Raw genomic sequence first — 13,994 nt, forward strand, 5'->3', positions numbered from 1 at the left:
GCACTCTACTTTCGGGGGAATTTAGGTTGCCGAATACGTTATTAACAGATGCCTCCGCTTGGTGGGCAATGACCTCCGACCTGACTACATGCTCCTAATTCCGCGGTTGTTGTGCTTAAAGACTGGAAAAACATCAAGGTAACCCCCGGTGCACTCGAAGGCGAACGGCTGCCGCAACCGCTGGAAGACCGCCCCCTGAATTTGCGCCCGTTGCGCTTGGCTGAAGCATTCTGCGCTGCTGGGACACACCTGGGTGCGCAGGACGCGTATATGCGCAGCGCTGCCGATATCGGACCCTGGGCGCGGTTGTTTCTGGCAGAGCCTGCCTATGTTCTGGCCGAACTGATTTCGTTTCATGCCGAGGATGCCGCGCGCCGTTTCGATGTCGCACTTGAGGAAGACCCCGATGCGGCGCTTCAGCAAATCGGCACCTTGTCGCGCCGCCTCAGGGACTGGCTCATTCGGATCAAAGCCAGCCACCTGTCGCTTTTCTCCAAACAGATCAATCAAATCGATGCAGAGGCGGATCTGACCCCACGGTTGAACGGTTTGTCGCGCAGCAAATCAAAGGATGTTCTTGCCGCTGTGCAAAGCTGGGGGATTGCGGCGCGGGCGCTCGAAGACAACCGGGACGCGCTGCACAAGGCCCGTGCCATCGAGACCGGGATGCGCGGAACCCATGCGCTGTTGCGCAATACGGTTGTCACCTTGCAACCCGTGGCAAAGACGGCCTTCGATGCGCGTATTGCATCAGGTAATATGGACCCGACCCTTGGGTTGCTCATCGCCGAACTGAGCGCCTCTGAGCTGGTGGACGCGCAGATCAACGACTTTCTGGACCGGTTCACGCAATACTACTATCGCGCGGTGATTGGACAGGAGCCAGAAGCCGCATCGCGCGAACGCGTCCTGCTGCACTTGCCCCTCAACCGAAGATCTGCGGTTCTTGAAAAAGGCGCGCCGCTGCAGGCCCGTACCGAGGCAGGTATGGTCCAGAGCTTTGAGACAGAGGCGACCGTGGCGGTGAGCTCGGCGACCCTGTCCCGAACCGCCGTGCTCAGCTACGATATGGACCCACTTGTCTCACTCAATGCCGCTTTGAATGGCATAACGGGTGTGCGTGCCGAAGAATATGCGCCGGGGTCGCGTACCGACTGCACTCCGGTCTTTTCACCACAGACCAGCGCACCCGTTACCTTGGGCCTCGACGTTGCCTCGCCGATCCTGGCGCTGGCCGAGGGGGAACGCTGGATCGAAGTTTCCATCAATATGACGCGGCGCAGCGCCCTGCCCGCGCAATCGGATCACCGGCCCAAAACGTTGTCCGACATCCGAGGGGACGGGCCACTCGATCCGGATCTGGTGCTGGCCCTGCGCGAAGATCCTGAGCTGGTGCAGGCCTTCAGCCCGTTCGATCTCGACCTCAGCATCGAAAGGATCGCGCGCAAAACACAGGCTCTGGCGGCAGAACGGCGCGTCACCCTGTCCCTGTCGCTTGTCTACGAGGTTTTGGCGCATCATGCGCTTGGGGTGGAGCCGTTGCGCGTGCTGCTGGGCCGGATTGTGACGCTCAGCCTGATTGAAAATCAGCCCTTTCCCACGGGGCGTTACTGGACTGCCCTGCGCGCCAAAATCGATGTATGTCGCGCGGATCTGAGCGGCCAGTCAGCCACCGAGGCGGATGGCCCAACACACCCTTCCATGATTTTCGAGGCCTTCGAGACGGAGCCGGACGGGTCCTTTGTGCTGGGGCCAGAGGACGTTTTTGAAAAACTGCTGAGCGATGCCTTTGCCATTACCCTCAGCACCAAAGATGGCCCGGTACAGGCGACCGTGACGCAGGTGCTGTCCAATGTTCACAAGAGCGAAGGGGGCCTGACGCTCAAACTCAAACTGAATGATACGGTGGCTCCGATTGTCGCGCCGCCAGATGAAGTTGCGCCAATCCTGTCCATACGATACGCCGCGAACGCGCGGATCTGCCCGGTGTCTTTCTTTGAACGCTACCAGATCAAGAACTTTGATATGCGTGTCAAAGCGGTCGGGACGAAACAGCTTGTTGCGTTTTCGGATGACGGTCCGGTTGTCACGGATCAGTTGTTCATGCCCTTTGGGGCACGGCCCAAGGACGGTGCCTCTTTCTGGGTCGGGTCGGCCGAAATGGCCTCAAAACCGGTGACCGATGTGGGAATCGAGATTGAGTGGGCGGAAACGCCCGATCCCATTGGCGGTTTCGAAGGTCACTACGAAAACTACGCCAACACGAAACAGGTCCCGGATCCGAAACTGGCGCTTGAATTCCTCAGCGGCGAGGGGTGGAAAGCACTGGGGCCCGAAACCACGCCCATGTTTGAACGTTCCGATTTGGGCGAGATGAAGAAGCGCTGGACCTTCGAGGGGGAACTGCACGCGCCTTCCGCACCCGCAAATCGGACGCTCGGGCCGCAGGATTTCAGTGCACGTCAAAACGTCCCCTCAGGCATGGTTCGCCTGACGTTGAGCGATACGGCAAATGGGTTTTTGGCGGATGAATACCCAATGGCCTTGGTCAAGGCGATGCGGCCACGTGTTTTGCCGCAACCCATCCTGCCGCCCCGACCCGTGCCGCCCGCCCCTTTCGTGCCGCGCATTGCCAAGATTTCGCTTTCCTATACGGCGCATGCGAAGATCGAAGTAAACGCACCGCAAACCGCACGGATTGGCGAGAAAGTAGTTCAGGTTGGCCCGTTTGGTCAGGTCGAAGTCTTTCCCAAGCGCGCATTGCGTCACGTCACGCTCTTCCCTCCACGGCTTGGGTACGGGCATCTCTTCCTGCAGATTTCCGGCCCTGACGCTACTGGCCCGGTGACGCTGTTGTTGAATGTCGCAGACAGCGGGCATCTGCGCCGTGTGCCTGCACCCAATCCGATTGCCTGGTATTATCTGACCACTTCCGGCTGGACGCCTCTGCCCGCGACGGCGATTTCGTCCGACAGCACGGCGGGCCTGATGCGCTCCGGTCTGATTGCGATCAACCTGCCTGAGGACGCAGTGCGTGAGACACCAGAAATGCCGGGCACCGGGGTCTGGCTCGCGGCTGTGGCGACAAAGCCCGATCTCAGCGCCTTTCCAAATGTCACCTCAATCGAATCCAATGGCGTTTGGGTGGTGCGCAGGGATGATAGCTTCAGCAATGGCTCTGAGCCGCGGAGCTGGACGTTTGAGCCGCCCCAGGTGGGCATCGGCGCGCCCACGGAGATTCCGATCTTTGGCGCGGTGCGCCCGCCTGAAACGGCGCGGGATTTCACCGCGCGGGTCGGAGAGCGTCTGCGCCACCGCAAAAGAGGTGTCACACCATGGGATGTCGAGCGGCTCGTGCTCGATGCCTTTCCCGAAGTCTGGATGGTGAAATGCCTGCCGCATCTGGACCGCCGCTCACCGCAACCCGCGCCAGGCCGGGTGACCGTGGTTGCCGTCCGCAAGCCGCCCGTTCTGACCGCGGATGCACCGGCATCGCCGCAGGTGTTTGACGTGGGCACCCTGCAACGCATTCAGGATCACCTGGAAGCGCTCGGCCCGGAATTCGCGGAATATGACGTGGTGAACCCCAGCTTCGAGCGTCTGCACGTGCGCGCCAGTCTTGCATTTGATCACTACCGCGATGACGGCGCGATGGCGCAACGGCTCAAGACACATTTGAACCGGTATCTCTCGGTCTGGACGGCGCCAGAGCCGATGAAACGGTTTGGCTGGTCGCTCAATGTCAAGCTGCTGCGTGCGCATATCAACGCGCTGGACTATGTGCGCCGGATCAATGACTTTTCCGTCTTGCATCTGGCCGCGGATGATACTGGGCGCCACGTCCTGCTGGATACGGCGCAATCCGATACGCGCGGCCCGCACGGCCCCTGGATCACGCCAGCGCATCCCTGGAGCCTGCCGCTATCCGCCGCAGATCACGCTTTGACACCGCTACTCACGCCACAGGACGACCGACCCACCCAAAGCGGGATTGGCAGGCTGTCCATTGGCGACATGCTCATTGTGAGCCAAAGGACGAATTCGTGACAAAACAAGACCGAACGACGCTCAAATCTTTTTTCCGCGAAGGGGCTTTGCCAACGGCAGAGCACTACCGCGATCTGATCGACAGCAATGTGAATATGGTCGAGGATGGGTATTCCAAGACCCCGATCGACGGTCTCAACCTGAATTCCGTGGGCACATCCCTGCGCGTTATGAGCCTCTATCAGGGGCTCAGCACACCGACGCCGTCCTGGACAATCGAACACGGGCCAACGACCTCCGGGCAGGCGCCTGGCGCGCTGCATTTCAAACCGCATCTCGGGGCGCAGGACAACCAGCTGGACAACCGCACCCCCCAGACAAAGGCGCAGGGTTTCAGTCTGACGCGGGATGGGCGCGCGGGGTTTGACAATGAAAATCCGGCATGGCGGCTGGACATCAACGGGGTCGCCCGGATGGCCGGACGGGTCGGCATGCCCTCGCCTGACATCGCGCACATCCCGGCGGATGGCAAATGGCACGATATCACCGCGTCGATGACGGGCTGCCAGGCCTTTGAAGTCATGGCGGGTGCGGGTGCCGAGGTGAACGCGGGCCATTATGCAATGCTGCATGCCATTGCGATGAATGCCTTTCATCCGCGCAATCCAATCCTCAACTGGTTGTTCGGGCGCCGACGCATCCGGTCGCAGACCGCTGTCTATGGCAGCTATGCAGACCGGTTGAAACTGCGGTGGGTGGCCACGCAGGAACGACACCATTTCAAACTGCAACTGCGCTCAAATGCGAATTACGGTGCTGGTAAAAACATCCGCTATTACCTCACGCGGCTGTGGTTTGATTCCCTCATGGAAGGCTCTCGCGGGAATGCGGACCGGGATGAGGGCTTGCTATGACGCTGGAGCCGCCTGCACCCATTGATTTCGATACGCTGAGTCGGACAGCGATCGGTCACGCGCAGGCGGCATCCGGCAACATCTGGACGGACTACAATATTCACGATCCCGGCGTCACCTTGCTGGAGCAGACGTGTTATGCGCTGACCGAAGTGTCCTTTCAGGCAACCCACACAACGCCGGACCTGCTGACCAACGCCAAGGGCGCCATTCAATTTGATCAACTGTCTCTATTCCTGCCCGCAGAGACGCTTCCGGGCGATCCGGTCACGCTTTTGGATCTCGCTGCCGAGCTTGCTGAGGTGGCGGGCGCCGCGCGCGTTCTGATCTCGCGCGGCCCGCAAGTCGGGTTGCTTGATGCGGTGATCATACCGGCACCGGGCGCGCCGGGAACGGATGCGAAAACCATTACAACGCAGGTGCTCGCAGATGTCACGCGGGCGTTCCGGGCGCGTCGGCCGCTGGGTTGTGATCTCAACAATCTTCATGTTGCCGAGCGCGCGCCCGCGCAGCTTTCGGGTATCGTGGAAATCACCGGTACCGCAATCCCCGAGCGCGTGGCGGCGGAGATTTACTACCATATATCGGCCATCCTGCGCGGGCAGGCTGTTGGCACCGAGATTGCCGCGGGCGCGACGCGGCAGACGGTTTATGATCATCCACAAACCTATCTGCATGCGCCCTCGGATCAGGACGGCAAGGTGCCGAACCTGGAAAACCACCTGACCGATCTGCGGGCGATCCCTGGCGTGTCGGACATCACCGATATGTCGCTTGCACGTCAAAAGCCGACATCAGCGCAAGCCGAAGAAATCGCCGGTGTGCACTACCTCGACCTGACGGTTCCGGAGGTTTCTTCTGATATCGATCTTGTGCTGACACTGAATGGCGTTCCTCTGACCTTGGACGCCAATCAAATCCTTGAAGAATTTGTGCGTGTCTCCGCAGATCATATTGCGAAGGCGCAGCACCATCTTGAAGCTGCGGATTGGGCACCGCCATCGCCGGGTCAGCGCCGGAGTTTTGAGACTGCGCCGGTCGATGCGCTTTTGCCAAATGTCTACCAGGCCGAGGCGCGAAAATCGCCAGAGGCGCAACTGCTTGAGCGATACCGTGCCGCGATCAACGCGCATCTGAAAGAGATGTCTGTGACCCTGCGGGATCTGCCGAGCTTTCTAAAAAGATCCACGCAAGAAAACACCGCTGACCCTGCGGTGCAGCGTGAACGCATTGCATTGCTGGACTTCCTGATCGCCCATCAGGGTGAAGAAATGCCCAAAACCCTGCATGCGGGTCTTCATACCTATCGCACGGCGGCAGAGCGGGGATCGTTCGGCATCCGCTGGCGACTTGATTTCCTGGATGCCCTGCCCCGCCTGAACCGGGGGCGGGGGTCCGGTCCGGAAGGCGGAAAGCCTGGCACTTTCCTGGAAAAATTCAGGCTCCTTGCCGATCTGAAACGCGGCAACGGCGAGGGTCTGGCGCGGGCCGGTCAGGATATCTCGCCATCCGGCGCAGCTGAGCCCGCGGGTGTGGAGCCGGATTTTCCCCGTAGCGAACTCAAGCTGCCTGCCAATCCTTTTGACATGCTGATCCCGCGCGACATATCTGCCGACCCTCTGTCCATAGATGCGCTGCGGGAGGCCAGCCCCTGGAGCTCCGACACGTCATGCCCTTCGGATCTGTTTGTGCGCGCGGCCTCGCCGGGCTGCTTTGTGGTGTCCGAAAAAGCGGATGGAACCTTTGGCGTTTTCTTTGACGGCGGGCATGCCACGCATCTTTTTACCTGCGCAGTATTTGAGACACACGCGGATGCCGTCACATTCACCCAGCGCTTACGCGCCAGTTGGAAGCGGCAGCACATGTTTGCGGAGGGGGCCTATCTGGTCGAGGATATTCTGCTGCGCACCGCCGGGGTCGATTTTGCACCGAACACGGCCACCCTCGTTTTGACAGGGTGGACCGCGCGCACCACGCAACCAACCTATCGGTCCTATGTCGAGGGTCTGATCCATGCGCTTTCACCGGCGCATCTGCTGATTGAACCGCTTTGGCTTGAGCATCAGGAAATGGTGCAATTCGAGGATTTGCACCACCAATATCTGGCTGGCGATGTTGAGGCCAAACGCAGCCTGCGTGCTTTCCTAAGTGATCGGAAGGTGTCGCGATGAGTGCCAACCCCCTCAGAGAACCTCATGGGTCAGGACCCGTGCACGCCATCGGCACCATGGCCATTGACTTCAATGTCGCCTCAGGAACCGGGCCACTCGCGACGCCGGATGCAGTTTTGTCCCAGACCAGATTGCATTTGCTCACCACCCTTGAGGCCGTTCTGACAGAGCCTTCACTCGACGGGGCTGTCGCGCGGGTCGAGATGTTGGAAATCGACCTGGGCACCTGGCCGGAAAATCCAGACTGGACAGATGTGCGCCGTGTCTTTGCGGAAAGGCTCAGGGCGGCCTTGGACCCCTATTTGCACTGGCCAGATGAGGATGCTTTGCCTTCGGGGTCCCCAGGGACCCTGCCCCGTACATTGTCTGAGACCCATCAGACGGCTGGCCAATCCGGCCCGCGGGGTGATCCTATTCCGCAAGCAGAACCCGACCATACAAGCCCTCTCAAGCAAACTGTTTCGGTAGCTTTTTCTGCGGTGCTGTTTCAGATGCAGCAGAGGTTGCAAGGGGTTTCAGATCAGGCGCAACGCATGGCAGTGACCCGCGCCATCCGCGCCATGACGCCCTCGCCACAATCCGGCGGGCTGACCGAGACGACGCTGCATGCGCATATCAGGGCCGCCATTGGGTCCCTGGATGAGGAAACGCGTGCAGCATTTCGCGAATTCCTTTCGGATCATGATCATGTGCAGGTCGCAACACTCTCCGGGACGGCAGGCGGGGCAATCCGCGCGTACCCAACAGCGACCGTAGATCAGGCTGAGGATGGTGTTTACGACCGGCTGAGGCAATCGGGAACCCCGGAGCGTTTCGGGGCAGACCACGGTGTGTCCTCCTCTGGTTTTGTCGAAGCGAATTCGGCAGCAGAAACGGATGATGAGCGTCAAGTTTCGCAAACCGAGCGAAGTGAACCAGACAAAGAAGCTCCAGAGGCGGATTTCTTGCTGTCAAACAGCGATTTGTCCGAACACCCATCATTAACTGGAGCGGAAGTCACCAGAAAAACCTCTGTGGCTGAAGGAAGCGATGATCTTGCGCAGCTTCTGGTCGATCGGGTTGATCAGCTTGGCGCAATCGCGAAGCGCCTTGAGGCTGTCACAACAGAATTGCTGGTGCGCTCCGGACACACACAGGCAGGTGCTCGTGCCGGGTCAATCGCTTCTCACCTTGCAGCCCGTATTCTTGCTGAGTTGCATGAGCTTGCTGAGGTGCACGAGGTTTCCTCTGATCGTCAGATTCAGAACCCCGACGCTTGGCAAGCAGCGGAGCTTGGGTCAGCATTTCCCAGTCCCAATGCCAAGGACAAGGCCGCCGCGCAGCAGAAAGCGGTAGCGGCCAATCAAGAAATACCTCCGCCTGTTTCAAGCGATGATGCGTCGCCGACAGATCAAGTTGCTACCTGGCCACACGCGTCGGGTTTAGAACATCCCGCCAACGTTGCGGACGCGGAGCCAGTTGGTATTGATCCGTCGGAGAAGCCGCCGATTCATTTTTACGATGGCCATGATGCGCCAGAGAGTGATGCTGATCTATGGATCCGGCTGCTGGTTGCCGCTGGACATAGCGAAGACGTAGCGATTGCAGCACTCAACCATCTGCAAAGCGGCGGTAACGCTGATGGTTTTTCCACCTTGCGCAAAGTAGAGAAACGCGATTTCAAAGCTGAGACTGCTGATCGGACAGCCTCGCACACAAACTCAAAAACACGCTCCGAAAATTCGCCACCCTTGGTGGAAACGCGACCACGCCACCCAGTGGTCGATACGCCTGATCCGATTGCGCCAACGGCGGAAGATACAAGCCGGGCCGGTGATGGCGCTGGCTCCCTACCCGGCGAGCCAGGCGACGGCAAGAGTGACGAATCTTTAGACGGCGCGCCGCGCGAGACTTCGGATCACTTCGGATCAGAAGAGACCCTCGCAGCTCTGAATGAAACGCACCCCAGTTTAGGCAAATCGAGCGATTTGAAAAACCCGGAGGCTTATGGCTACGACACCCAGTCTATGGCGCGAGGCGCATCAGAGGATACGGCCCGCGATGATCGGCAAACCATCGCAACGCGCGATCTCAATCCAGGAGATACTGTTCCACCTAACCAATCTGTGGGTGCCTCGGCTCTGCGTGCCGTAGCACCCACACTCAAGGCTGTCGCGGATGGTCTCGACGCAGAAAGTGGCCTTCACTGGCGCGCATTGTTCGATTTGGTTTGGCAAGCCTTGCCAAGAATTGATGTGGGGGCTCCGGAAGCCTCATTCGGGTCCTCACCGTCAAGCGCCGCAACTCCGCATCGCGGGGGCAGCGAAACCGAAGAGGCTTCGCCGATATCGGTGCCATCCGTTGGGCCTCTAAGCGATCAAAACCTGGCACCTAAGGGCGGCGCGCTGGAGACTGCGGATGATGCGGAAAATCGACCCGCCGCGCAGCAAGCTGACCCTAAGACAAACCGCGAGGCGACCGTTTCGGAATCTGATCCCCAAAGCGCACCATCTGCGAAACCCGACTCGTCCTTCGAACAAGACGGGGAGGACCTCAGTCCCTTTTCGGGTTCAGAAACAGAGCCGCGCGCGTTGGATTTTGAGCAGGAACCGCGAGGCAGCGGGATGTCTTCTCCGACCCATACCCCGGATGCGAAGGCTCTAGATGGGGCGGAGACAGCCCATGACACCGCAGTCGAAGACACCTCAAGGAGCGCTAGATCCGAAAGCCACATTGACCCGTCTCATTCTGAAATGGAGCGCGCATACGCACAGGCGATTATGGCGCTGGTCACCGCCCCGCGTGGCCCTGACGACACGTTTGAGGCGTTCTTAGCGCAGCGGTTGAGCGTCCTGTTTCCAGACACGCGCGATTTGCGCAAGGCGTTGCGGCAGGTCGCAGTACGGTTGAGCTACGCGGATGGTACGTATTCTCCGGCGTTGCGACACAGAGCGCTGTCTACGGTGGAAGCCCTTCTTGCGAACACAAAGAGCGACAGAGCAAAAACGGGCGGTGAATCCAACGTTACAGACCCTGTAAAGCCTGTTTCGACAGAACCCGGACGAAGCTACCTTTCACAACGCGGCGGTCTGGTTTTATTCCACCCGTTCCTCCCGCTCCTGTTCGAACGTCTGGAGCTCTTGGATTCCAAACGACGGCTTCCAAAGCAGCACGTGCCCATCGCCAGACGCGCGCTGCAGTTGATTGGCGATCCGCAAGCCGTCGAAGATCAGCCCACCGATCCTGTTGAGAAACTGCTTTTGGGTCTGCCGCAAAACTGGGCGGCGCCAACAGGCAAGGTGGCGGAACCGCCTGACTTGGCTTTGATCAACAGCCTGCTTGCCTCGGTGATTGAGCGTTGGGGCGCGCTGGGGCAGACGTCACCAGACGGGTTGCGGGAGGCGTTTATCCGGCGCAACGCAACGCTGCGCGCGCAGGAAGCCTCTTGGGTGCTGCGTGTTGAACGTGGCCCGTTTGATATGTTGCTTGATCAGTTGCCATGGAGCTTTGGGACGGTCGCCCTGCCTTGGATGCCTGAGCCCTGCACCGTGAATTGGAGAGAGCAAGATGGCTGACGCCCAGGTACACCGCTTGCCTGACGCCGCACAGGTAACAGATCATGCGCGGGCCATCAGCGCGGAGCTGTCATGGCTGGCGCAGGTGATCGATGGTCGGCTGAAGCATTTTTTCGCCGGAACAGAGACTGAATTCGAATTGCGGTCCCCACCCGATTTGCCGCCCGCATCGGCGTTGGCGCAGCTGATCAAACGCGCAAAGCTATCCCTGGAGGCACGGTTGATATTGGCGCTGGCGATCGCGCCCCATGTGCATTCCTCCATTCTTGATCCCTTTTTTGTCAAAAACACGCCCATTGATCGCGTGTTTTCGCAGTTCGGGGGTATCATCAATGAAAATGCCTTCCACCCCACGGCAGAAACGGCCCTGTTTCTGGTGGCCGGGTCGGATCCGACACAACGCATTCATGCGATGCATTATTTCGACGTCGATAATCCCTTGCGACAGGCGGCGGGGCTCGATCTTGGCACCACCTCCACCACGGTTTTTTCGGCAACGCTCCATCTGCCGGTGCACCGGGTTGTCGCCCTGTGCGAAGGATCGGCCCCAAAACCTGATTTTTCCCCAAGCTTTCCAGCCAAACGGCTCAAGACCGGGCTGGAGTGGGACGACCTCGCCCTGCCCCGTGATCTGCAACACAACCTAGGCCACATCATCGCCTGGTTGGAGAACAGGGAGCAGATTTTGGGTGACTGGGGCCTGTCACGTCAATTGGGGGATGGCTTCAAGGCGCTTTTCTATGGCCCACCCGGCACCGGCAAAACCCTGACCGCGTCGCTTTTGGGCAAACGCACCGGGTTGGACGTCTACCGCATCGATCTGTCAATGGTTGTTTCCAAATACATCGGCGAGACCGAGAAAAACCTCGGGCTTGTCTTTGACATGGCGGCGGAACGCGAGTGGATTCTGTTTTTTGACGAGGCCGATGCGCTTTTTGGAAACCGTACCGCGACGACCTCTTCCAACGACCGATATGCCAATCAGGAAGTCTCCTATCTGCTGCAAAGGATCGAGGATTGTCGCAGCCTTGTGATCCTCGCGACCAACCTGCGCGGCAATATCGATGACGCGTTTTTCCGGCGCTTTCAGATGGCTCTGGGGTTCACCAGACCGGATCCGGAGCAGCGTCACAAGATCTGGTCAGGGCTGCTCGCACGCGTTCCCCTGGCCGACGACGTGGATGTGGACAAGATCGCTCAGGAACATGCGCTGGTTGGCGGATCAATCACTAATGTGGTGCGGCACGCAGCGATATCCGCCTTGCGGCGCAAGTCAGCGACGGTTTCCGCCAAGGATATCCGCAACGCAATCACAAGCGAAATGCGCAAAGAAGGACGTACAGCATGACCCCGTTGATCCAAAGGCTGTTGGCTGTCTTCGCCCTTTTGATCAGCCTGCTCCCGATGGGAGCAAGCGCGCAGGAACAGGAGAGAGATCAGAGCTTTTGCCAGGCCTTGTTCAGTTCCCTTTCCGCCACTGATCTGTTCGACATCAAGACCCGAGCGGTCTTGCCTGAGAGCCTGAAAGACGCGGATCAGGTCACGCTTTTTGCAACGATGCAGCGGGGGTTGGCGACGTCGCTGCAGGATGCGAACCCCTTGCTGACCGATAGTACCTGGGGAAGCTACACCAGGGGTGGGCTGGCCCGGCTATGCGCCGAGATACCCGGTTTGACAACGGAAAACGGCGCCGCTGAAACGGTGAAACTGGCCCTCGAATTCGGTGATTTGACATCCTATGCGCCGCTTTGGCGCGGACGCCTGACGGCGGTTGATAATTTTGTCTCGCTGACACCGGCCGAGACCCCCGATCTGACGCTCCTGCGCCTTGCGGGCACGCCTGCCATGACGGCAGTGGTGTTGCGGCCAAGCCTGAACGTTTCCTGTAGCGGTCTCGCGGATGTTGCGCTGACCAATGACGCACAGACTGCCTTTGACATTCTGGGGTTGGACGAGACACCAGAGGAGCTTTGTCAGGTCATTCCCGTCACCGGTCCCGGGGCAAATTTTGTCGATGCGCTGGAGGCCTTTGGGCGGTTGGAGGCCGCCTTCCCCGGCGCGTTGGAGGATCTGCAGGACCCGGCTTTTGCGCGGTGGATGCCCAAGGATTTGCAGCGGCGCTTGTTCCTCTTGGCGGGCACGGAGCACACGGTTTTGTCTCTGTTGCAGGAATTTGAGACGGTGAAAACCCCTGACGCGGTGGCCGGTGTTGCGGAAGATCCGCCATCCTGCACGGTGGTATCTCAGCCCAGCACTCAGACATTTTTCAGCTTCGATCAGCCGCAACTGGATCTTCTGGTGCAGACCGTGGACATCGCCGGATTGCTGGCTCCCCTCGCCGAACAAAGCTTTACCAATGCAGATCTGCTCAACACCGCAATCCGCGATCTGCTCAAGGATGCGCTGGACCTCTGCGGGCTGGATCGGATCAGCCAGCTTGTGTTGAGCCCTGAGCAGTTGGGCCTCAGGTATCAGCTTGATCCGGAGCGGGTCGCCGGGTTCCAGCTGAACCCGGATCTGATCGATAGCGCCCCCATTCTGGCGCCCCTCACCGGTGTTAAGGTGGCCAATCGCGATGATCTGATCGCCGGGCTTGAGGTGAACCTGTCCAATGCGCTGACCGATGCATTGAATGCACAGATCGAGGCTGCGGCAGATTTGCTCAGCGGTGCGGCGGAGGAGGTCACGGATACGCTGGACGTGGCCCGCGTCGATCCGGAAAACTTTGAACCACTTGAATTGCCGCCGCTGCTTGGGATCACCGATGCCAGTGTCACCGCCGCCTTGCAGACGCTGACCAACGAGGTCTTTGCCCAGGCCATCTATGACGGTCCCTTCATCGTTGGGACAAATGTGGAACTGCTGAAAGCGGATGTCCGCGAGCTGCTGCGCCCGCTTGTGCCCGATCAGGTCAATGAAATCGTGGCCCGCGACATGGCGCTGATCGATGCGGCGATCAGTAGTGACTGGCAGCTCACACAGGACTTGCTGGACCGGATCGTCGCGCTGCCCGACGTCATTCGCGCGGCGGGCGATGCCACGGCGGTAAATCTCGAAGCGCGCATGCAAACCCTCTTGGGCATAACCTATCCGACGGAAAGGCTTTTTCGCGCAGCACTCGATACCGTCCCGCCTGCGACTGGCCAGACCGAAGATGCGCCACTTTCCAAGGAATTGACAACGCGGACTGTGGCCCTGGCCACGACACGGATCGAAAACACCGCTGATCCGCGTCTGACCGGCGATTTCGCCATTCCGAACTGCAATTGCGTGCCTGAGCGGAACCTGCCCGGCAACAGCAATGTCTACGGCTTTTACCCCTTCTGGTTCTCCCCCCTTGCAGATGCTCCCGCTGAAAGCGAGGAGGT

Annotated in this window: 6 protein-coding genes; all 6 read left to right on the top strand. The window is 59.6% G+C overall.

Translation table 11 applies throughout. From position 1 onward, the window contains the following. Positions 1-270 precede the first annotated feature (270 nt). Positions 271-4,047 carry a hypothetical protein gene (locus Q1A20_RS23670; RefSeq protein ID WP_299919117.1) on the top strand — a complete coding sequence of 1,259 codons (3,777 nt, stop codon included), beginning with the start codon at positions 271-273 and terminating at the stop codon, positions 4,045-4,047. Then, on the top strand, positions 4,044-4,901 hold the full coding sequence (locus Q1A20_RS23675) for a hypothetical protein (protein WP_299410796.1): 858 nt from the start codon (positions 4,044-4,046) through the stop codon (positions 4,899-4,901). Before Q1A20_RS23670 ends, Q1A20_RS23675 begins: the two co-directional genes overlap by 4 nt. Beyond that, positions 4,898-7,072, top strand: coding sequence for a hypothetical protein (locus Q1A20_RS23680; protein ID WP_299410798.1), 2,175 nt, complete (start codon positions 4,898-4,900; stop codon positions 7,070-7,072). The genes Q1A20_RS23675 and Q1A20_RS23680 overlap by 4 nt, the downstream gene beginning before the upstream one ends. Continuing rightward, positions 7,069-10,626: a contractile injection system tape measure protein gene (locus Q1A20_RS23685; protein ID WP_299919121.1), complete on the top strand. Its 3,558-nt coding sequence runs from the start codon at positions 7,069-7,071 to the stop codon at positions 10,624-10,626. The genes Q1A20_RS23680 and Q1A20_RS23685 overlap by 4 nt, the downstream gene beginning before the upstream one ends. Further along, a complete protein-coding gene (locus Q1A20_RS23690) occupies positions 10,619-11,974 on the top strand; it encodes an ATP-binding protein (RefSeq protein WP_299410729.1) in 1,356 nt (451 codons plus the stop codon). Before Q1A20_RS23685 ends, Q1A20_RS23690 begins: the two co-directional genes overlap by 8 nt. Then, the coding region (locus tag Q1A20_RS23695; RefSeq protein WP_299919123.1) for a hypothetical protein at positions 11,971-13,994 on the top strand (2,024 nt) is incomplete at its 3' end. The genes Q1A20_RS23690 and Q1A20_RS23695, both read left to right, overlap by 4 nt.

The organism is uncultured Roseobacter sp. (assembly GCF_947501835.1).
Lineage (GTDB): Bacteria > Pseudomonadota > Alphaproteobacteria > Rhodobacterales > Rhodobacteraceae > Roseobacter.

Excerpts from the sequence above, each read along its gene's own strand:
- Q1A20_RS23670 (WP_299919117.1), top strand. The coding sequence starts at position 271 with ATGCGCAGCGCTGCCGATATCGGACCCTGGGCGCGGTTGTTTCTGGCA.
- Q1A20_RS23685 (WP_299919121.1), top strand. The coding sequence starts at position 7,069 with ATGAGTGCCAACCCCCTCAGAGAACCTCATGGGTCAGGACCCGTGCAC.
- Q1A20_RS23690 (WP_299410729.1), top strand. The coding sequence starts at position 10,619 with ATGGCTGACGCCCAGGTACACCGCTTGCCTGACGCCGCACAGGTAACA.
- Q1A20_RS23680 (WP_299410798.1), top strand. The coding sequence starts at position 4,898 with ATGACGCTGGAGCCGCCTGCACCCATTGATTTCGATACGCTGAGTCGG.